Source organism: Stappia sp. ES.058 (assembly GCF_900105595.1).
In the GTDB taxonomy this organism is placed as follows: Bacteria; Pseudomonadota; Alphaproteobacteria; order Rhizobiales; family Stappiaceae; genus Stappia.
Genome location: NZ_LT629784.1, coordinates 970,448 through 990,570, shown reverse-complemented (window position 1 = coordinate 990,570; position 20,123 = coordinate 970,448). Strand labels below are relative to the sequence as shown.

The 20,123-nt window shown below is 68.0% G+C and carries 24 protein-coding genes; 5 read left to right on the top strand and 19 right to left on the bottom strand.

Annotated features, from left to right (window positions below; translation table 11 throughout):
* Positions 1–27 precede the first annotated feature (27 nt).
* The 4 genes from BLU32_RS04725 to BLU32_RS04710 are packed head-to-tail and all read right to left on the bottom strand — an operon-like array spanning position 28 to position 5,963.
* Complete coding sequence (locus tag BLU32_RS04725; protein ID WP_093805221.1) at positions 28–3,945, bottom strand: glycoside hydrolase/phage tail family protein; 3,918 nt, start codon at positions 3,943–3,945, stop codon at positions 28–30.
* Entirely contained in the window at positions 3,933–4,376 is a 444-nt protein-coding gene (locus BLU32_RS04720; RefSeq protein WP_093805220.1) for an NlpC/P60 family protein, read from the bottom strand. Before BLU32_RS04720 ends, BLU32_RS04725 begins: the two co-directional genes overlap by 13 nt.
* Before the next feature lie 36 nt (positions 4,377–4,412).
* The gene (locus BLU32_RS04715; protein ID WP_093805219.1) at positions 4,413–5,306 is read right to left on the bottom strand and encodes a DUF2163 domain-containing protein; all 894 of its coding nucleotides are present in this window, start codon (positions 5,304–5,306) and stop codon (positions 4,413–4,415) included.
* Positions 5,307–5,312: 6 nt separating this feature from the next.
* Entirely contained in the window at positions 5,313–5,963 is a 651-nt protein-coding gene (locus BLU32_RS04710) for a DUF2460 domain-containing protein (protein WP_093805218.1), read from the bottom strand.
* A 137-nt stretch (positions 5,964–6,100) separates the two neighbouring features.
* Here BLU32_RS04710 and BLU32_RS04705 point away from each other — a divergent pair, with 137 nt between their 5' ends.
* Complete coding sequence (locus tag BLU32_RS04705; protein ID WP_093810581.1) at positions 6,101–6,340, top strand: YdcH family protein; 240 nt, start codon at positions 6,101–6,103, stop codon at positions 6,338–6,340.
* 38 nt (positions 6,341–6,378) lie between these two features.
* Here the strand turns inward: BLU32_RS04705 and BLU32_RS04700 are convergent, their stop codons facing one another.
* The 14 genes from BLU32_RS04700 to BLU32_RS04640 all read right to left on the bottom strand — a co-directional run bounded on the left by BLU32_RS04700 (position 6,379) and on the right by BLU32_RS04640 (position 14,682).
* Positions 6,379–6,966, bottom strand: a complete 588-nt coding sequence (locus BLU32_RS04700) for a phage tail tape measure protein (RefSeq protein ID WP_093805217.1) — start codon at positions 6,964–6,966, stop codon at positions 6,379–6,381.
* Positions 6,963–7,184, bottom strand: a complete 222-nt coding sequence (locus tag BLU32_RS04695) for a phage tail assembly chaperone (protein ID WP_093805216.1) — start codon at positions 7,182–7,184, stop codon at positions 6,963–6,965. Before BLU32_RS04695 ends, BLU32_RS04700 begins: the two co-directional genes overlap by 4 nt.
* Positions 7,181–7,540, bottom strand: coding sequence for a gene transfer agent family protein (locus BLU32_RS04690; RefSeq protein WP_093805215.1), 360 nt, complete (start codon positions 7,538–7,540; stop codon positions 7,181–7,183). Before BLU32_RS04690 ends, BLU32_RS04695 begins: the two co-directional genes overlap by 4 nt.
* Positions 7,541–7,543: 3 nt before the next feature.
* Positions 7,544–7,957, bottom strand: a complete 414-nt coding sequence (locus tag BLU32_RS04685) for a phage major tail protein, TP901-1 family (protein ID WP_093805214.1) — start codon at positions 7,955–7,957, stop codon at positions 7,544–7,546.
* Positions 7,958–8,013: 56 nt separating this feature from the next.
* Positions 8,014–8,421, bottom strand: a complete 408-nt coding sequence (locus BLU32_RS04680; RefSeq protein WP_093805213.1) for a DUF3168 domain-containing protein — start codon at positions 8,419–8,421, stop codon at positions 8,014–8,016.
* Positions 8,418–8,741, bottom strand: coding sequence for a head-tail adaptor protein (locus BLU32_RS04675; RefSeq protein WP_157727506.1), 324 nt, complete (start codon positions 8,739–8,741; stop codon positions 8,418–8,420). Before BLU32_RS04675 ends, BLU32_RS04680 begins: the two co-directional genes overlap by 4 nt.
* Positions 8,738–9,307 (bottom strand): head-tail connector protein, encoded by a 570-nt coding sequence (locus BLU32_RS04670; RefSeq protein WP_093805211.1) that lies wholly within the window; start codon positions 9,305–9,307, stop codon positions 8,738–8,740. Before BLU32_RS04670 ends, BLU32_RS04675 begins: the two co-directional genes overlap by 4 nt.
* Positions 9,308–9,393: 86 nt before the next feature.
* Positions 9,394–10,674 carry a phage major capsid protein gene (locus BLU32_RS04665; protein WP_093805210.1) on the bottom strand — a complete coding sequence of 427 codons (1,281 nt, stop codon included), beginning with the start codon at positions 10,672–10,674 and terminating at the stop codon, positions 9,394–9,396.
* Positions 10,675–10,720: 46 nt separating this feature from the next.
* Complete coding sequence (locus tag BLU32_RS04660) at positions 10,721–11,197, bottom strand: HK97 family phage prohead protease (RefSeq protein ID WP_093805209.1); 477 nt, start codon at positions 11,195–11,197, stop codon at positions 10,721–10,723.
* On the bottom strand, positions 11,194–11,343 hold the full coding sequence (locus BLU32_RS21620; protein WP_157727505.1) for a hypothetical protein: 150 nt from the start codon (positions 11,341–11,343) through the stop codon (positions 11,194–11,196). The genes BLU32_RS04660 and BLU32_RS21620 overlap by 4 nt, the downstream gene beginning before the upstream one ends.
* A gap of 60 nt (positions 11,344–11,403) precedes the next feature.
* A complete protein-coding gene (locus tag BLU32_RS04655; protein ID WP_197673698.1) occupies positions 11,404–11,598 on the bottom strand; it encodes a hypothetical protein in 195 nt (64 codons plus the stop codon).
* Positions 11,595–12,779, bottom strand: coding sequence for a phage portal protein (locus BLU32_RS04650; RefSeq protein ID WP_093805208.1), 1,185 nt, complete (start codon positions 12,777–12,779; stop codon positions 11,595–11,597). The genes BLU32_RS04655 and BLU32_RS04650 overlap by 4 nt, the downstream gene beginning before the upstream one ends.
* 96 nt (positions 12,780–12,875) lie before the next feature.
* Positions 12,876–14,207, bottom strand: coding sequence for a DNA-packaging protein (locus BLU32_RS04645; RefSeq protein ID WP_093805207.1), 1,332 nt, complete (start codon positions 14,205–14,207; stop codon positions 12,876–12,878).
* Complete coding sequence (locus BLU32_RS04640) at positions 14,095–14,682, bottom strand: hypothetical protein (protein ID WP_093805206.1); 588 nt, start codon at positions 14,680–14,682, stop codon at positions 14,095–14,097. The genes BLU32_RS04645 and BLU32_RS04640 overlap by 113 nt, the downstream gene beginning before the upstream one ends.
* Positions 14,683–14,779: 97 nt before the next feature.
* Between BLU32_RS04640 and BLU32_RS04635 the strand changes: the two genes are divergently transcribed.
* The 4 genes from BLU32_RS04635 (at position 14,780) to pssA (ending at position 18,925) form a co-directional block, all read left to right on the top strand.
* On the top strand, positions 14,780–15,220 hold the full coding sequence (locus BLU32_RS04635) for a helix-turn-helix transcriptional regulator (RefSeq protein WP_244501791.1): 441 nt from the start codon (positions 14,780–14,782) through the stop codon (positions 15,218–15,220).
* Positions 15,217–17,178: an ABC transporter ATP-binding protein/permease gene (locus tag BLU32_RS04630; protein WP_093805205.1), complete on the top strand. Its 1,962-nt coding sequence runs from the start codon at positions 15,217–15,219 to the stop codon at positions 17,176–17,178. The genes BLU32_RS04635 and BLU32_RS04630 overlap by 4 nt, the downstream gene beginning before the upstream one ends.
* A gap of 69 nt (positions 17,179–17,247) precedes the next feature.
* Entirely contained in the window at positions 17,248–18,012 is a 765-nt protein-coding gene (locus BLU32_RS04625) for a phosphatidylserine decarboxylase (RefSeq protein ID WP_256371430.1), read from the top strand.
* A gap of 10 nt (positions 18,013–18,022) precedes the next feature.
* Positions 18,023–18,925: a CDP-diacylglycerol--serine O-phosphatidyltransferase gene (pssA, locus tag BLU32_RS04620; protein ID WP_093805203.1), complete on the top strand. Its 903-nt coding sequence runs from the start codon at positions 18,023–18,025 to the stop codon at positions 18,923–18,925.
* 538 nt (positions 18,926–19,463) lie between these two features.
* Here the strand turns inward: pssA and BLU32_RS04615 are convergent.
* On the bottom strand, positions 19,464–20,051 hold the full coding sequence (locus BLU32_RS04615) for a YcgN family cysteine cluster protein (RefSeq protein WP_093805202.1): 588 nt from the start codon (positions 20,049–20,051) through the stop codon (positions 19,464–19,466).
* Positions 20,052–20,123: the final 72 nt, after the last annotated feature.

Here is a 20,123-nt window from a genome sequence, read left to right as displayed (position 1 = left end):
GCCGGTACAGAGTGCGGCCGGCCTTGATCACGCTCGCACGGTCAGGTCTTCGCGCGCCTCCAGCCCCGGGCCGACGGTATCGGACACCTGGCGCACGCTTAGTGTGAAAAGGGTCTGCGGAGCGCCGAAGAGGGAAACCTCCTCGGCGTCCGACAGAAGCACGGACGGGGTTGCCGCCTCCCGCGACCAGAGCACCGAGCCGCCGGCATCGAGCAGCTCCGCCTGGTAGGCCTCGCGCGCCTCGCCGAGCGGGATATCGACCGTGTTCCAGGCATCGCCACCGGTTCGCGTACGCCGTATCCAGGAGAAGACAACGCCGCTGCCGGCGATCCGCTCCGCCGCCAGATGAACCGGCGACAGAGGCATCAACGCGCGCGCGCCCCAGACATGAGCCACGTCCTTGCGCGCCGCGCTGTCGAGCGTCATCCCCGCCGGAAGCACCGCATAGGTAAAAGGCACGCCGATCTCGTCAAGCGAGGGTGGAAGATGCGCGGCCGCATCGTCCAGCAGCACGCCGCGCGCACCTGCAGGGGCCGGACGGGCGGCGGCGCGTTCGGTGCCCAGAAGCCCGCGCAGGAGCATCCCGAGCCGGTAACGGCGCGGGCCGATCAGTTCGGCGCGCTGAAACTGCAGGATCTCCACGTCTCCATCCGCACCGACGATCGCAAGCGGGTTGGCTCCGCCAAGCACCCGGTCCCGCGACACCTCGGACAATGTGCCGGACGAGACCTCCACCTCCACCTCGCTCGACCGGTCCCAACGCGCCACCGGGCCGGCCGGCAGAGACGTCAAGGTCTCCACCAGAAGCGCGGGAGCTGTGATTTGTGCATGATAGACCGGAGTGCCCTCGCCCCGGACGCGGTAGACATCGACCGCTCCCGGCCAGGGAGCGGCGAAGGCGGCAACACGCGGCGATGCGGCCTGCGTTTCTCCCGGCAGCAACGGCAGATCGAGGATCAGAACATCCGCCGCCCCGGTCGCAGCGACCACCGAGCGCGGGCGCGCTTCGCCGCCCAGACTGCGGGATCTCAGCGCGACCGGGGCCCGAACCGCACGCGCGCTGAGACGACGGGCAGCCCCCTCCTCCACGGCCTCGATGCGATAGTCCGCATCCCGCCCCCGTCCGGCAGGCGCGTCGGCGACGAGCGTGATCACATCGCCGGGATCAAGCTCCAGCCGTCCGGGCGGAAGGGAAAACTCCACCTCCTCACGCCCGCTCCAGCGTGCAAGCATCAACTGATCGGCAAGTCCAGCCGCCAAGGCCGGGTCGAGAGCGCAGGCGAGATCGATCTGCTCGACCCGGATGCTGTGCCCTTCCCGCCGCTTGGAGGACACGACGTAGCGACGATGTCCGCGCACCGCGTCGCGGGCGGCGATGCGGATTTCTGCCGGAAGATCGGCATCCTGGGCGCGCCGGACGCTTGCCGCAGCAGCCTCCCGTTCGATCGCCAGATGCGCGGTCTCGAGACGAGCTACGGACGGGGTCCAGCGCGGCAGGAGTGCGATCTGCGGACCGCGATCCACGGCGACCGCGCCGGCGACATCGAGAAGCGGAGCAAGCACGTTTCTGAGGGTTTCCGGTCCCGGCACAGCGGTGCCGTCCAGGCTTCCGGCAATTTCGCCAATGTCGAAGACGCTTGCCGGAATACCGAAATCGTTGGCAAGCGCATGCGCGAGCCCTCCAACCGACACGCTGCCGAGGCGACCGCTCAGCCAATGCCCTGCTCGCCAGTTCACACCGTCGGCCCAGATATCCGTCTGACTGGGAAATGCGGGAAAGGGCCGGGCATCCCATGTCCAGAGATACAGGTGATCCGCATCGACCATCGGGGCGCCATAGATCGGCGACACCGGGTTGTCGCCCGCCGCGATGCCGGGATGCGCGCCCGACCACCACGCGAGCACCGTTTCCAGTGCGCGGCGCTGGATGAGATCGTCGCGACCGCCATTGGAAAAGCGCGGCCAGGCGGCTTCCGACGACTTGGCGTCAAAGAACAGGTTCGGCTGGTTGGCTCCCTTGTCGATGGCCGGCACGCCAAGTTCGGTGAACCAGATCGGCTTTGAGCGCGGCACCCAGTCCGTCGTGGCACCCGTTTCCGCGCCCGCGTCCCGTTCGACATGCGGGTTCGACCACCAGCCGGCAAGGTCCTTGGCGCGAAACACCCAGGGCTTGCCGTAGGCGCCGTCGGCGATGGGCGTGCGCATGCCGGCCGCGCGTGCGGCATCGTCGGCATAGTACCAGTCGTAATCCTCGCCGCCGGACACGCCCGCCCTGAGCACATCACGGTCGTAGGGGTTGGTGTTGCCGCCGGGATCGGAGCCATCGCGGGCGTCGGCGAGCGGGAAGTAAGCGTTGATTCCGACCGCATCGACATTGGCATCCGCCCAAAGCGGATCGAGGGGAAAGCGCAGGTCGCCGCCGCCCGGCTGATGGGTGCCATATTCGGTCCAGTCCGCCGCATAGGTCACTTTCGCGCCCGCAAGCACGGTCTTGACGTCAGCGGCAAGGCTTTGCAGCGCATCGACGAAGGGATAGACGCCCGCTCCGGCGCTCAGCCTTGTCAGGCCGCGCATTTCCGACCCGAGCAGAAAGGCATCGACTCCGCCGGCGACGGCGGCGAGATGCGCCTGATGCAGGATGAAGCGGCGAAACGACCATTCCGCCGGGCCGGCATATCCAACGCCCTCCGCCTGCGGAACAAAATGCGCAACCTGCGCGGTCCCCGCGAAGGCCGCGATCTCGCCGGCCGCCGCCGCCGTTCCCTCCGGCGACCCGGCAAGACCCGGCGCAATCGATGCGGTGATCCGGCCGCGCCATGGGTGGGCCGCCTGTTCGCTGCCACCATAGGGGTCGGGCAGGCCGTTGCCAGCGGGAACATCCATCAGGATGAAGGGATGCAGCGTCACCTGGAGCCCGCGGGCGTTCAGGTCACGAATCGCCGCGATCACGCTCGAATCGGCGGGCGTTCCGCCATAGGCCGGCCGGCCCGCATGCAGGCTGACGATCGCGGCCGTCCCGACACTCTCGCCGGAGACCGCCCACACTGCCCCCTGCACGCTCGAACCGGTGGTTTCCACACGCGGGCGGATTTCGCAGGCGCTGCAGCGCAGATCGTCGCCGAACCAGGACACGACAAGCGCGACCCGCTCAAGGTTGGGACAGACCGCCTGCAATTCGTCGATGGAGGCGGACCAGTTGCTCGGCGCATGCGCGATATGCCGGTTCACCGTTTCGCTGACGCCGGGCCGCACCGTGCGGGTGACCGGCGATGTCGCATAGACGAACTCGCCCGCCCCCGGGATCACCGTCATTGCCCGCACCATGGCTTCGAGCGGCTCGACCGAGCGGATAATCTCGAAAGTCAATTGCGGCAGGCGGTCGCCATAAAGATCCAGCGGCAGGCGCTCGAAAACGGCGTAGGCCGTGTTGCGATAGGCGGGCGACGGTCCCTGGAGCGCGACAATCAGCGGGTCCGGCTCCTGATCGGGCGTTCCGTGATGAAACCGGACGGTGACGCCGTCCATCTCCATCGGCTTTCCGTCGGCCCAGATCGCGCCGACATGGCTGACCGGCCCCTGCGCCAGCGCGACGGCGAAATTCGCATAGTAGCGATAGCTGCGGGTGGTCGTGCGCGGGCCGCCGCCACCGCCCTTGCCGCCGCTGGTTTCCTCGCGCACCTCTTCCTCGAAGCGGGTCGCCCAGATGATCTGGCCGGCAAGACGGACGCGGCCGTAGACCATCGGCAGGCTTGCACCCTCGACGGAGGATTGCACGGAGAGGTCCTCAAGCCTGCGGCCCTCGACCCTGCGGGTGGCGCCGAACAGGCTCTGATCGAGCGCGTAGCCCGCGATCGCTCCCGCCGCCTGCCCAAGGAGCGCCCCCGCGCCGCCCAGAAGGGCGCCGCCGATGGCCTTGCCCGCCGCCGCCAGTACTAGGGTTGCCATGGGTCCACCTCGGGAAAGAGAAAGGCCGCAACGATGCGCCGCCGCCAGGCGGGCACGAGCGGGCTTTCGGTCACGCAAAGCCCTTCATAGGCATGGATCATCTTCGCCGGGCCGCTGAGGATCGCGGCGTGTTTCACCAGCGCGCCGTCGCGCCAGCGAAACAGCAACAGGTCGCCGGGGCCGGCCGCATTTGGCGCGACCTCGCGCATGTGTCGGCACGCCGCAGCGAGAAGCGTATCCGCCCCGCCCTCTTCCGCCCAGCCGCGCGTGTAGGGCGGCGGGCGTTCCGGCTCTCCCCCATAAAGCGCGCGCCAGACCCCGCGCACCAGTCCCAGGCAATCGGCGCCCGCGCCTTTGCAACTCGCCTGGTGGCGATAGGGCGTGCCGATCCAGCCCCGCGCCTCGCGCAGGATGCAGTCGCGTGTGGTCATCTGGGTGTCTCCCCTGTGCCGATCCGCGCCCGCCGGTCAATCGACGAGCGGGCCGCCGTCGTTTTCGGCGGCGCCCCGGCTTGGATAGGCGAGTGCGAAATCCGCGCCGGGCATATGCGGGAAGCCCTGGAAGTTCTCCGTATTGGAGAACTTCCCGCTACAGGTGGCAAAGCGCTTGTCGCAACCGGCGGTCAGGCGCACGGCCGATCCTGGGGCCGGCAGCACGGCGAGAGGCGCAAGCAGCGCGAGCACCCGCACCCCGCCTTCAAGCCGGTCGGCGACAATTTCCCCCGTCATGCCCGCATTCGGGCCATTGACGATTTCCAGGCGCCCGCCGGCAAACCAGTCGGTCTCGGGCCCGTCGATACCGCTTACATTCAGCGTCGCGCCGTCGACGGCCGACTGCACCGCGCCGTCCTTGCGAAACCCGCCCTCGTCGAGGTCGACACGGCAGCGCGCATCACCCAGATCTGCATCGCAAATGTGGGAAAAGACCCGCCCGCGCGGCTGGTCGAAAAGATGCGCAAGACCGCGCAGCTCCGCCCGAAACGCTTTTCCGGAGCGAACGACCTCGCCAACCTCGGCGCGGCGCATCAGCACGCGCGCCTCGGGGTCCTGCCAGTCGACCGCGAAAACCTCGACCGCCGCGCCGTCCCACAGCCCGGTGGCGAGATCCATATCGGAAATCTCCGGCGACGACAGGATGCCGGCAACCTCCGCGCTCCCTGCAGCGAAATCCGGCTCCAGCGTGACGGCCGTCGTCTCGAACCCGAGATCGGGACGAAACGTCCCGCCTTCGAAGGTTATCTCGCGATCATGGTCGGTGAAGCCGAAGATCCGCCCGTCGCGGCGGGTAATCCGCCAGCAGGTCGCGCGCGTGGTCGCGCCGCCGGAAAACCGGGCTGCCGTTTCCGGGGAAATCGTTTTCATCGGATCTCAGGCCTCCGCGTCCGTGTCGATCTCGACCAGCGGGATCGTGGGGACGCGCCCCGCCTCCGCATGGGTCAGGCCGAGTTCCAGCCTGTCGGTGTCGAAGCGCACGGGCACATCGAACCGGAAACCCGCCGTCACCTGGACCCCGGCCGTCGGAGACCCGGCCGCAAGCGTCACGATGCCGGTCGCCGGATCGCAGGTGAAATCCGTCGCCTCCACCAGTTCCACGCCGTTGAGGGCGACGCGCACGCTGCCCGCCACCGGCTTTGTGATCGGCCGCTTGCGGATGAAGTCGCCCCCGCCGTAGGTCTTGGCCAGTGGAAAGCTGTCGGCGCTCCCGTCGGCTACGGCGAGAAGGCAATCAAGAGAAGTCGGGACGTCTCCGGTCGTTGCGGAGGCGTTGTCGAAGGGATCACGGAACCGAAACCCGTAGAGACGCCCGTGCATGCGCTCGAAGAAGGCCGCCACCGTCTGCAGATCGGCAAGCGAGCGCACACCGGTGCCGGCATCATATCGCCGCCGTGATCCCGCCCAGCGCGCGTTGCGGGTTTCGGCACCCGAAGCAAGCGCCACCACCTCGGTGCGCCATTGCGGGCCGCCGGTGGCGCCAAAGGCGATCCCGAGCGGAAACCGCTCCTCCACGAATGCGGGCATATGCGTGCCTCCCGGGTTCGGCGCGTCAAGGACAGGGCTGTGCAAAAGCGACCCGACGAACGCCTGGTTTGATCTTGCTCAAAGCGCGTCGGATGTGCGACGCGCATGGTGTTTCCAACAACGGAGGTACCGATTGCATGAGTCACGTTCCCCACGAGCTGCACGAAGAGTTTCCGGACAAGGCCGATGCGCTGCATGCGCTCAAGCTGTCCAACGCGCACTTCGCAAAACTCGCGGATGAGTATCACGCGCTGAACCGCGAAATTCATCGCATCGAGACCGAGGTCGAGCCCGCATCCGACGATGCTCTGGAAGAGCTGAAGAAGAAGCGGCTGCACCTGAAAGACGAGATCGCGGCCCTTCTGGCCGCCGCCTGAAACGCCGGCGCCTGAGCCCCTCCTCTTCAGGCCCGACGTCAAAGCCCGCGCCGTCCCCGTCCGACGGCGCGGGCTACCATTGTCGAGATCTGCGCTTCTGACCGCGCGAAGCTTTCCGCGTCCCGGGTCTCCACATTGAACACGATCGGCGGCATCGCCGCCCCGGCCCCGCTGACGCCCAGCCGTCCGTGCGCGTCGCGCGCCAGCGGCAGGATCGCCTCAGCGCCCGCTTCCCCCATCAGGCCGGTCGACGCACCGCCTCCCCCCGCATTGCCAAGCGGAAAATAGGTTGGCGCCGCCACGACGCCGCCCTTGGCGAACGGCAAGACCCCGGTGCCCGGTGACAGCACGCTGGAAAACAGACCGCCCGCGAAATTGCTCAAACCCTGCGTCAGTCCTGTCTCGAACTGGTCGATCGCCTGGTCGAACGCCTTGCTGGACAGCGAAAGCGCAATGGAGCGGACCACCGCGTCGAGCGCCTTGCCCTCCTTCACGGCCCGCCCCAGGCCATCCGTCAGCGCGGAGGCAATCTGTTTGGAGGCCGTGTGGATGTCGCTCATGGTCCGCTTCAGGTCCTCCGCCTCCTTCGCAGGAAGGTCCACGGCGGCGTTCATGTCCTCGGTCATGGCGTGTCTCCATCGGGAAAACGGCGCATCAGCGTCTCAAGACCGTCGCGCGAAAGCGCTCGGGCGGACTTGCGCGCGCGCGGGCCGAGGGCCGCCGCGATCTCGCGCGGGGTCGCGGACCACACGACGTGCGGCGGCCAGCCGAGCGTGACGAAACAGACCCGCAGGACATCGGCCCAGGGAAACGCCGCGGGCGGGGCACCCCCCGCGGCATTCAAGGGTTTGCGGGAGGGTGCGCCTCCTGAGCGCCAGTCGATGCGTCCTCATCGCCGCAGAACGTGACATGGAGCAGGCGGGCGGCAACACGCGTCAGGGCGGGCAGGCCGCCATCGATCGACAGGGACAACACCGTGTCATCGTCGATGTCCTCGCCCGCGCCGCGCAGGCCGGCGCCGATGATGCGCGCAAGATCATGCGCGGAAAACCGCCCCTGCCCGAACCGCTCGGCCAAAGCAGAGAGATCCGCGCTCGCAAAGGCGCTTTCCAGTTCGGCGAGCGCGCCGAGCGTCAGCACAAGCGTGCGACCCCGGCCGCCGAGAACGGCTGAGACCTCGCCGCGATGCAGGTTCGTCATGGCCTAGCTCCCCGCAAACGTCAGTTCGCCGGCGGATTCCAGCGCGATCTCATAGGTCACCTCACCGTCATGGGTACCGGAATACTCAAGGCCCGCGATCTGGAAGCGTCCGGCGATCGTGCCGAAATCCGGCACCACCACCTGCCAGTCGCGGATAATCCCGTCGAAGAACAGCCCGCGCACGGTTTCATCGGCACTCGCATCGCGAAAGATACCGGAGCCCGACAGGCTGGCGGCGCGCGTTCCCGCACCTTGCAGCAGTTCGCGCCAGCGGCCGGCGCTGTCGGCATCGGTGATGTCGACGCTGGCGGCATTGAGCGCGATGCGCCGCGCGCGCAGGCCCGCGACGGTCACGAATGTCCCGACACCATCGGTGTCGCATTTCAGCAAAAGATCCTTGCCTGCCTGAGCGGCCATCGCAGTCTCCCGTTTTCATGAGGTTGGACCGGTTCCGGCCCGTGTCGCGCAGCGGTTCACGCCGCTGGCTCGGTGACGACCCGGACGGTGAGCCGCCCGCGCCATCCGCGTCCGTCACGCTGACGTTCACTGCGCATCACCGGATCGGAGACATGCACCAGACGCTGCACGCCGATCGACGGCGGGAGCTGCGCCAGCGCGTCGCGGATCGCAGTCAGGATTTCGCTGATCTCGCCGCGCGCGGGCTTTCGCGAATAGGCCAGCACCTCGACGGTGTGGCGCTCGCCCTCGGCCGGCTCCGCCGTCAAAAGACGTGTTTCCACCGCGCCTAGATCGACGAAGGGGATTGCCGCACCGCGCGGCGCTCCGTCGTGCACCCGGTCAACTCCGAGCAATTCGGTCAGGGCCGCATCGGCGCGCAGGGCGGCAATGATCGCGCCGCGCAGATCTGCCTGGGCACTCATCCCGTTTCCTCCTCAAGCACGCATGTCACCAGACCCGAGCGGCGACGCGCGTCGTCGACAGCAAGCACCCGAAACACGCGCAAGCCTTCGCTCAGCCGCCAGCCACCGGCGATACCGGAACCGCTGCGCAGCCGCGCCACATGGGTCGCGACGCCGCCGAGCCGACCGCTCACCTGCCGCTCGGCAAGGCTCGCCGGCGCAAGCGCCACGAACACCGACCCGGCATCGGTGAAGACGATCTCCGCCTCCCCGTCCGCCGCCTCGATCCGGTCGGGCCGCGACAGCCGCATTGCCCGGTCGAGCCTATCCGCCGCACTCACAGCCTGAGCATCCGATAGGGCTCAAGAAGCGCGGACCAGCCGACAGGCACGGCTGCGGTGGCAAGATCGAAGCCGGCGGCCCGGTTGTCGAACCAATGTGCGACAAGCACCAGGATCGCCTGCCGAAGCGCCGGCGGTACGGCATCGCCATCCGCGCCATAGCCGGCGGTGAACTCCACCTCGATGCCGTTGAAGCCGGACATCGCCGCCGGTGCGGCGGCCGCAACGCGAAGCCTCGGCGGTTCCGCGTGCCCGTCCAGCCGAAAATCCGCCGCCGTCAGCACGACCGGCAGACCCTCGCCGTCGTAGACCGTGATGCCGTCCACCGAGAACACGGGGGCGACCGGCAGGCGAATGATCCGGCCAGGCGGCCAGGCATCGAGATACAGCCGCCAGCCCTGCGTGATCAGCGCGCGGCGCGTGGCGCGTTCCAGATGCTGGCGCGCTGCGGCAATCAGACCCGAGATCAGCGGATCTTCCTCGGTCCCGCTCACCCTGAGATGGGCGCGCGCCTCCTCCAGCGTCACCGGTTCCTGCGCGGGCGGTGTCGATACAATCGCCGTCATGGCGGTCCTTTCCAGCGTGCGGACGTTTGAAGAAGCGCCGGACGCCCGCGCGATGCGGACGCCCGGACCCGGTCAGGCAGGGAAGCTCAGGCGGAGAAGGTCAGGAGCTTGATCGCGTCGAAGTCCTGGACACCGCCGCCGACGCGCTTGGTCGTGTAGAACAGCACGTAGGGCTTGGCCGAATAGGGATCGCGCAGGATGCGCACGCCCGTGCGGTCGACCACCAGATAGCCCCGGCGGAAGTCGCCGAAGGCGATGGCCGGCGCATCCGTCGCGATATCGGACATGTCCTCCGCCTCGGTGAGCGGAAAGGTCATCAAGGTGGCCGGCGCGCCGACGGTTGCCGGCGGCTGCCACAGATAATTGCCGTCGGCATCCTTCATCTTGCGCACGACGGCCTGGGTGCGCCGGTTCATCACGAAGCCGGCGTTCTGCCGGTAACCGGCCTTCAGCGCATAGACCAGGTCGATCAGGACATCGCCGGGGTCGGAGGCGGGAAAGGCGCCGTCCACGCCGCTGGTAAGCTGGCCGAGATTGCCCCAGCTCCAGGAGGCTTCCGCCACACGCGGATAGTCGAGGAACCCGCGCGGCTTGTTGACGCCGTCGCCGGTGACGAAGGCCGTGCCTTCCTGTTCGGCGAAGGCCAGTTCCACCTCCTCCGCGATCCAGGCGTCGACGTCGACGGCCGCATCCTCCAGCAGCGAGGGCGTCGCGGCCGGCATGGCGTAGAGTTCCATCGTCGGAAAGGCGAGTTCGGAGAGCGTCGGCGCTCCGGTCTGCGGCCGGGCGGCGGTTTCCGCGACCCAACCCGACTGCGGACCGGAGATCGAGAACGGCTTCTTGAAGACGCTGGAGGACACCTGGCGCGCGCCGGCGATGGCGCGGATCGGCGAGACGCTCGTCATGCCGCGCAGGATCGCGGTCTCGGTCTCGTCCGGCACCAGATAGCCGCCGTCGGGGTCGGAGCCGACGGACAGCGCCTTTTGTTCCAGCGCGCGCAACCCGTCTTCCTGACCCTTGCGCATGTAGGACACGAAGGCGCCCTTGTGCTGCAGTGCCGTGGTGTCTCCGGGTTCGTCCGGGCCTGCGCCGCGCGGCGGACGGGAAGACTTCAGCGCCATCGCATCCAGTCGACGCTGCTGACGGTCGAGCTGGGCGTCGATGTGCGCGAGCTTGTCCTGTGTCAGCGGATCGACGGCCCCGCGCGTCTCGATTTCGGCGAGACGCTCCTCGTTGGTCTCGCGAAAAGCATCGAAGGTGGCGCGCATGTCGTCCAGGTCGGAACGATGTCCCCCCGTGACGACGGGATGGGTGACGGCCTTGGTCTCGGGAACGCTCGTCCCCCCGTGGGAATACTCGGTAGGCATGGTCTGCAGACCTCCAGTTTCTTGAAAATGACCGGCGCTCCGGCCGTCAGGAACGAACCGCACGCAAGGGCGTCACGGCCGCGGTGCCGGGCACGTCGAGACGCGCGCCGGAATGCAGCGGGAAAGTCACCAGCGACACTTCCCAGAGATCGATGTCGAAGACGCGCCTGACGCCGGTCTGCGGATCGCGGCGGGCGCTGCGGGTGCGAAAGCCGATGGACAGGCCGTCCAGCGCGCCGCCGGCAAGAAGAAGCGCCGCCTCGCCGCCGGCGGCACTTTGCGTCAGCAGCCGACCCTCGACCCGAAGGCCGCGCGCGTCCTCGAAGACCCGTTCCCAGACGCCGATGGGTTTCGCCGGATCGTGCTGCCAGAGAAAGCGGATGCCGCGAGGCCCCCGCTCCGCAAGGCTGCGGCGAAACGCACCGCGCACGACGAGATCGCGCGCATGGTCGGGCGTGGCGAAGAGGCTTGCGTAGCCGGCGACCGCAACGCTTTCTGCCCTCGCAAGGGCCGGGGCGCTCACGCGGCTTGCGCGCCGGATCGGGCGCGCCGGGTCAGCAGCGCCGCGAGGCGCGCCGCGAAATGCGAGAAGATCGCCCGGTGGGCGGGATGCGAGGCGTCGTTCGCGCGCATCAGCATGCGCACGCTCTCAAGAGGCTGGTCTGTCATGGATTTCTCCATTGCGGCGCGGGCGCGCCTGTTGGCGTCGGTCGCCGGGGATTGGCAGCGTCAGGTGTCGAAGTCGCTGAACAGGCGGTTGAGGCGGGCAATCGCCTCGACGAAATCGTCAAAGCGTCGATGCGAACGAACCGTCTCGCGCAGGCTCCAAACCAACAGGCTGGAAGCGGAACTTGCCCACAAGAGCAGCACCAGATGGGCGAGATCGCCCTTGCCGGCGATGGTCTCGACGACGGGTTCCATCATGTCGGGTCCGGCTCGGGCGCCGCAGGCTGCGCTTCCGCCCCGTAGCCGACGGCGACGCGCTTTTCCGCGCTTGTCAGGAAGCTCGCCTGCTCCAGCCGCGCCCACAAGCCAGCGCGTTCGCTGGAAAGCGCCTCCACCTTGTCGAGATCGGGTGAAAGCCGCAGCGGTTGCGCCCGGTCGGGCGACAGCCAACGCGCCAGCGCCTCGCCCACCCGCGAGGACAGCGGCAGCACCGTCTGGCGCCAGAAGGCGCGGTTGGCCTCCTGGAAGTTCGAATAGGTGTTGTCGCCGGGGATGGCGAGCAGCATCGGCGGCACGCCGAAGGCGAGCGCGATCTCGCGCGCCGCCTGGTTCTTGGCGGCGATGAAATCCATGTCCCTCGGGGTCAGCCCCATCGGCTTCCAGTCGAGACCGCCTTCCAGCAGCAGCGGCCGTCCGGCATTGGAGGGCCCCTGATAGCCATCCTCCAGTTCCTTCTTCAGCCGGTCGAACTGTTCGTCGGACATGTTGGAGGCGTCCGGCCCGCCATAGACGAGCGCGCCGGAAGGGCGTGCGGCATTGTCGAGCAGCGCCTTGTTCCAGGCGCCTGCCGCATTGTGCAGGTCGAGGCTGACCTGTGCCGCCTCGATGGGTGCAAATCCATAGTGATCGTTGAGCGGGTGGAACACCTTCAGATGCAGCACCGAAGGGCCGCCGTCGCGCGCATCGGCCGCAAGCCGGACCGTGCGCCCGGCAACCGTATAGTCATAGGCCTCCGGCCAGCCGTCGCGCCCGAGCACCACCTTCACCCGGTCGGGGCGCAGGGCATGCAACTCGCGCAGGGCGCCCTCCACCGCAACGCCTTCCAGATAGGCGTTACCGGCGACCAGCAGATGACCGTAGACCTCCTCCAGGAACGTGGTGCCGGACGCCATCTGGTTCGGCGCGGCGAGGAGCTCGATGACCGGGTGGCGGTCGAGTTCGCGGTCGCCGTCGTAGAGCACGAAGGGGACGCTGGCGGCGGCTTCAGCGATCATGCGAACCGCCCGGTGCACCACCGGGTTGCGGGCATAGCCCTCGCGGGCAAGTGCCGCATAATCACGCGGCGTCCACACCGGGCGACCGGCACCGTGAAAGGCCAGCAACGGTCCGGCACGCGAGGCCTTTCGCTCCTGCGGTGCCCGCAGAACCGATTCAAACATGGTTCGCAACCCCATGATCTCTTTTCCTTTTTTGCAATGTCTTGAGAAACCGATTCCGCGACTTGAAGTGCGCGGTCAACGCCTTGAGAAAAGGATTCAGACGCTGCGCAGGCGCGGTGTCCCGCCGGCCTTCAGCGCCAGTTCGTGCAGCGCATAGACAAGCGCGTCGAGCCGGTCCGGCGAGCGTCCGTTCGACAGGCCGTCGCGGGTGAAATCCGTCATCTCGTCTTCCAGATCCGGGAACGCCCCGACATGGCGTACGCGCCCCTGCTCGTAGAGCATGGCGACGGGTTCGGCGCGCAGCCACTTGCCGCGCCTGGCTCGCACGGGCCGCACCGGAACGCCCGGATCGACCCCGGCGATGACGGCCGTCACCATCTCCCCACCCTGGTTAACCTCCGCGACCAGACAGTCGGCGTCGAGGTCGCGCCACAGCGCCACGGCAGCACCTGCCCAGCGCGCGGGGGAAGCCGCGCCCATGCTCCGGTCGGCCAGCACATGAACGATCCCGTCGCCGTCGATCCCGGCGGCAACGATGCCGCAGGCATCCGAGGCGACACCCGAGCTTGCCGGCGGATCGACCGCGACGACGATACGCTCCAGCGCCGGCGCCCGGTCGCTGCGCAGTGCCTCCAGCGCGTCGCGGTTCCACATGGCGCCATCGCGGCTTTCCACCATCTCGCCGTCGAGTTCCTGGCGGGCGAGCCGTGTCCCGCCATAGCGCGCCCGGATCGCGGCGACGAAACCGGCGGCCAGATGTGCGGCGTTGCTCTCCGTCGGCGCCGTCACCGCGCGGGTGCCGGGGTCGGCCAGCAACCGCTTCAGCAGCGGGATCGGGCGCGGTGTCGTCGTCACCAGTTGTCGCGGCCGGTCTCCCAGCCTGAGAGCGAATTGCAGCATGTCCCAGGTTTCCTGAACGTGACGCCATTTGGCGAGTTCGTCGCACCAGGCGAGGTGAAACTGGGGCCCGCGCAGCGCATCCGGGTCTTCGGAGGAAAAGACCTGCGCGACGGCGCCATTGGGCCATTCCAGCCGCCGCCGGGAGGATTGCCAGGTGGGGCGCTCGGCCGCCGGATGAACGCCAAGCAGACCGGAAATCCCCTCCACCATCACCTCGCGGGCGTCGCTCTGGGTTTCGCCGACGAGCGCGATGCGCAGGCCGTCGGCATCGGGACGCGCGGCGGCGGCGTGCACGCAGGCGCGCAGCCATTCCGCGCCGGCCCGGGTCTTGCCCGCGCCGCGCCCCCCCATCAGGAGCCAGCAGCGCCAGTCGCCCTCGGGCGCAAGCTGGTGGGCATGCGCCCAAAGCGGCCAGTCATGGCGCAGAAACGTCAGTTCGCCCTGGTCCAGGCTTGCCAGAAACGCCGGCAGCAGCCCCCCTTCGGCACAGCCGATCAAGGCGCTCCGCAAGCTCTCGCCTGAGTGCATCTTCATCTCCCCCAGTGGGATCGAGCGAGGCGACGCCGGAGCGCAACTCGATCAGCACGTCGAGCGTCTTGGCCAGACTGCCCAGCGTGCGGGCATTTCGCTCCAGCGTGCCGCCGTCGGAGCGGGCGCCGCCATCACCAGCGGTCGAAACCGTGCGAAACTGTGTCTCGATCGCCGAGATCTGATGTTCGAAGGCCTTGGCGAGCCGGGACACCATGCGGGCAAGGCCCGGCGTGTCGCCGGCCTCGATCAGATCGCGGACGGTTGCGGCCCGAAGCCAGGCCTCGTCCCTTGCGTGGCGGGTGACAGTTGGTACGGTGACGTTCATCCGCCGGGCGATCGCATCGAATTCCAGCCCATCGTTTTCATAAAGACTGCGGGCGATGCGCCAGCCGTCCGCACTCAGATGCACCGGCCGCTTGCGCGCGCGCCGCCGGCGAGCCTTCGCACCGGCGCGCGGTGTTTCCTCGTCCATGCCGTCTCCTCTTGGTCTTGCAAGGCACGCCGCCCTTGCCTTGTGCGGGCGCGAGCCCTAAAACTCATTCATCGGCAAAATACGATGGAAGTGCTTCTTGACCTGCTCCCGCTCGAAAACACGCCCGCCTTCAGGCCCGGACAGGCCCCATGCCGGTAAGGACCGCGCTCCGACCTGCTGCAGCGCCCGACCGGAGATCGGGCTTCCCGATGTGTTCAAGGCGCTCGGCCATCCGGCCCGGCTTGAAATTCTTCAGGCGCTGGCAAGCTGCGAAACCGCCTGTTGCGGGGAACTGGTGAAACGCCTGCCGCTGGCGCAGTCCACCGTTTCGCAACACCTCGGCGTGCTGCGCGCCGCCGGGCTCGTCGGCATGCGCGGCGATGGACGCTGCTGCCGCTACCATCTTGAGCCGGGGGCGCTGGCGCGCCTCACCGGCGATGTTGAGCGCCTGTTCGCCAGCTTCCGGCAACAGCCCGCGCCGGCGCCGCACATCCATGACCGGATGGCGCTTCCGCGCCCGCGAAAGGACCCCGAATGACCAGCCGCCGCTCCGGCGTTCCCGCTTCCGCGCCGCGCATTTCGGCCGATGAAACCTCGACGCTCAAGACGCTGGGGCAGCTCTGGCCCTACATCTGGCCCTCCGACCGGCCGGACCTGAAGTCCCGCGTCGGTCTCGCGGTGATCGCGCTTGTCATCGCCAAGATCGTCACCGTGCTCTCGCCCTATTTCTACAAGTGGGCCACAGACGCGCTGACCAGTGCAGGCGCGACCGGCAACGCGGCGGACGCGGGCGCCGATCCGGCACTCTCCGCGGGCAGCCTCCCGGCGTGGATCGTCGCGCCGGTGATGCTGGTGGTCGCCTACAATGGCGCGCGCATTCTCTTCGTCGGCTTCAACCAGCTGCGCGACGCGCTGTTTGCCCGCGTCGGCCAGCATGCGGTGCGCCAGCTCGCCTATCGCACCTTCCGCCATCTGCACATGCTGTCGCTCCGATTTCACCTGCAGCGCAAAACGGGCGGCCTGTCGCGCGTGATCGAGCGCGGCGTGAAGGGCATCGAGAACATCGTCCGCTTCACGATCCTGAACGGCATTCCCACCATCATGGAATTCGCCATCATGGCGGGGGTGATCTGGTACCAGTTCGGTTTCGCCTATGTGGTCGTCGTCGCGGTGATGATCGTTGCCTACACCTGGTTCACGGTGCAGACCTCGAACTGGCGCATCGCCATCCGCCGCGACATGAACGCCAGCGACACCGACGCCAATTCCAAGGCGGTCGACAGCCTGCTCAACTTCGAGACCGTCAAATACTTCGGCAACGAGGCATGGGAGGCCGACCGCTTCGACGTGTCCATGGCCGGATACGAGCGCGCGGCGACCCGCACCTGGACTTCGCTCGCCTGGCTCAATTTCGGCCAGGCTGTGGTGCTCGGCCTTGGCACCGCCGTATGCATGGTCATGTCGGCGCGCGCCGTGATGGCGGGGACGCAAACCATCGGCGATTTCGTCATGATCAACGCACTCCTGCTGCAATTGTCGATCCCGCTGAACTTCATCGGCTTTCTCTATCGCGAGATCCGCCAGGGCCTCACCGACCTTGAAGCGATGTTCGAGCTTCTCGGCGAGCCGGCGGAAATCACCGACAAGCCGGGCGCAACGCCGCTCGACGTCGACGGCGGCACCATCCGCTTCGAGGATGTGCACTTCCACTATGATGCCGACCGGCCGATCCTGCAGGGCATCTCCTTCGAGGTGCCGGCCGGCAAGACAGTCGCCATCGTCGGCCCGTCGGGGGCCGGCAAATCCACCATATCCCGGCTTCTGTTCCGCTTCTACGACATCACCGGCGGGCGCATCACCATCGACGGGCAGGACCTGCGCGACGTGACGCAGGCCTCGCTGCGCGGCGCGACCGGCATGGTCCCGCAGGACACGGTGCTCTTCAACGACACGGTCGCCTACAACATCCGCTACGGCCGCAACGACGCCACCGACGCGGAAGTGCGCGAAGCCGCGCGCATGGCGCAGATCGCCGATTTCATAGAGAGCCTGCCGCAGGGCTTCGCCACCGAGGTCGGCGAGCGCGGCTTGAAACTCTCCGGCGGCGAGAAGCAGCGCGTGGCGATCGCCCGCACCATCCTCAAGGCGCCGCCGATCCTGATCCTCGACGAGGCGACCTCGGCGCTCGACACCCACACGGAGCGGGAAATCCAGGCAGCCCTCGACCAGGTGTCGAAGAACCGCACGACGGTGGTCATCGCCCACCGGCTGTCGACCGTGGTCAACGCCGAGGAAATCCTTGTTCTCGAAAAGGGCCGTATCGTCGAGCGCGGGCGCCATCCCGACCTCCTTGCAGCGAACGGGCTCTATGCCTCCATGTGGGCGCGCCAGCAGGAGGCGTCCGAGGCCGAGGAGCGTCTGCGCGCGGCCACCCAGGACGACACCGGCTTCGTCGTGCGCGGACCTCGCGCGGGCGAGGAGGAGCCGGCGCAATAGGCGCAATCGCGCTCACGGATTGATTTTCGCCCCCGCTCCGGTGCACAAGAGGCGTTCGACCGGGCGCTGTTGTCCGGGAACGCCGCCGGGCCGGGGCACTTCCCGGCGCGGCCCACAGTCACGGAACCGCCGATGTCGCTTACCGATACGATCACCAAGACGCTCGTCCCCATTCACCGCGAGGGCTGGCCGTTCATCGCCATTGCGGGTGCGGCGACGGTTCTCGTCGGCTGGTTCGTCGATCCGCTGTTCTGGATCGGTCTGATCCTCACCGCCTGGGTCTGCTACTTCTTCCGCGATCCGCCGCGCGTCACGCCGATCGACGACGATCTGGTCGTCTCGCCGGCTGATGGCACCGTGTGCCAGATCGGCCAGGCCGTCCCGCCCCGGGAGCTCGAGCTCTCCGGCGAGCCGATGATGCGGGTCTGCATCTTCATGAATGTGTTCAACTGCCATGTGAACCGCGCGCCGATGGGCGGCCGCGTCACCCGCATCGCCTATCGCGCCGGCTCTTTCCTCAACGCGGAATCCGACAAGGCGAGCGAGGACAACGAACGCAACGGTCTCGTCATCGAAAGCGGCGAGACCCGCATCGGCGTCGTCCAGATCGCCGGTCTCGTGGCGCGGCGGATCGTCTGTTTCGTACGCGAGAACGAGAACCTCGGCGCCGGCGAGCGCTTCGGCCTGATCCGTTTCGGCTCGCGGCTCGATGTCTATCTTCCGCTCGACACGCGGGTGACCGTGGCCGTCGGCCAGACCATGATCGCCGGTGAGACGGTGATCGCCGATCTCTCGGCCGAAACCCGCGACGCCGTGCTGGCGCGGGTCAGCTGAGCGAGGTTTCATGACCGCCCCCTTCGCGCCCTATGATCCGGGTCCGACCAGACGCCGCCGCGGCCGCGCGCCGCGGTTTCGCCGGGTTCCGCTGCGCCTGATCCTGCCCAATCTCGTCACGCTGCTTGCGCTGTGTTCGGGCCTCACTGCCATTCGCATGGCGCTGGAAACCCGCTGGGACTTCGCCATCGGCGCCATCGTGCTGGCCGCCGTTCTCGATGCGCTCGACGGGCGCGTGGCGCGGCTCGTGAAGGGCACCTCGAAATTCGGCGCGGAACTGGATTCGCTCGCCGACTTCGTCAATTTCGGCGTCGCACCCGCGCTGATCCTTTATTCCTGGCTGCTCGACGAGGTGCGCTCCATCGGCTGGATCGCAGCGCTTGTCTTTTCGATTTCAGCGGCGCTGCGGCTGGCGCGCTTCAACGTTTCCATCGACGACCCCGACAAGCCCGCCTGGGCGGTCAATTTCTTCACCGGCGTTCCGGCGCCCGCCGGCGCGCTTGCCGTGCTCTTTCCCGTCTATCTGGAGTTCGTCGGCATCCTGCCGCACTGGCCGGCTCTGGCGCCGGTCGTCGCCGTCTATGTGGTCGTCATCGCGCTCCTGATGGTCTCGCGGCTGCCGACCTTTTCCGGCAAGAAGCTCGGCTCGCGCATCCGCCGCGACCTCGTGCTGCCGCTGTTCGTCGCCGCCGTGCTCTTCGTCGCGCTTCTGGTCAGCTATCCGTTCGAGATGCTCGCCCTGGGGGCTGCCGCCTATCTGGTGTCGATCCCGATGGCCTGGCGCTGGCATGCGAAATACACCTCGGGCCAAATCCCCGGCGCATCCGACAACATGTCCGCCGATGACGACGGAGACGAGGCCGACACCGACCTCGACCATCTAAGCGACCGCGACAAGGGCGACGCGGGCTGAAAAGCCGGCGGGTGCCGCGCCGCGCGTCTGATCGAGTCCCGGCGGCGGTATTGGTAACGGTATTGGTGAAGCGTTGCACGGGCCGCGACGGCCCCGCCAGGCCCGCGTCCGCAAGCACCCGCCACGCCCCGAAGAAACCCCGGAATCAAAAAGGCCGAACGTTGCGCCGGCTTCCCGCCGGCCGCACCAGTTCGACCATGCCTGAACCCTAACGGATCAGCGACGCGGTGTCAAGGAATTTTTTCCTAAGTCAAATCTCCGGCACTTCTTGCTGCCGAAACCGCAGAAAGCCGATGGCATTCCGCCTGCACCGCCGGCCACAGCGCTGGTCAAGACCTTCGCCGCACACACTGACGTCATCCCCGACTTGATCGGGGATCCAATCCACGTCGCCGCAGGGCTGAAACGCCGGAAGGGGTATCGGCCTTAGCCACCATTTCGCCCCCCAACCGCGCTGAGGGTGCCAATGGATCCCCGATCAAGTCGGGGATGACGGTGGAGAAAAGCTGCGACGCCCGAGTGGCATCACCCCTCCCCCTCATTCCTCCGGCCCCTCACCCGGCCAGTCGACGACGAAATTCTCGTAGTCTTCCAGCTCGATGCCGTCTTCTGGATACGTCCGCCCGCGCACGGAGATGCCGGCGGCGTGGACCGTGTCGGGATCGCCGGAAACGAGCGGGTGCCACCAGTAGAGGTCGCGCCCTTCCGAGATCAGCCGGTAGCCGCAGGTCGGCGGCAGCCAGGTGAGTTGCGGCACGGTTTCGGGCGTCAGCGGCAGGCAGTCGGGCACCTTCGCCAGCCGGTTGTCGTAGTCGCCGCAGCGGCAGCTGTGCTGGTCGAGCAGCGTGCAGGACAGCGAGGTCCAGACCACCTCGCCGGTGTCCCAGTCCTCCAGCTTGTTGAGACAGCAGCGGCCACAGCCGTCGCAAACGGATTCCCATTCAACGTCCGTCATCCGGTCGAGCGACTTGGCGCGCCAGAAAGGCACGGGCTCGCCCGGATCGGTGACGCTGGACGCTGCACCGTCGGCCCGCGCAGGATCGGCGCCACCTGCCGTTGCGGCAAGACGCCGTGCATCCCTTGCCCCGGCGTCGGGGGCCTTTGCGCCGGTATCGCGCGCGGTCATTGGCTGCCCTTCCCTCACCTTTCTTGAAACGTCCGCCGGATCGGGAGTACAACAGGGCGCGAAAAGCGCGTG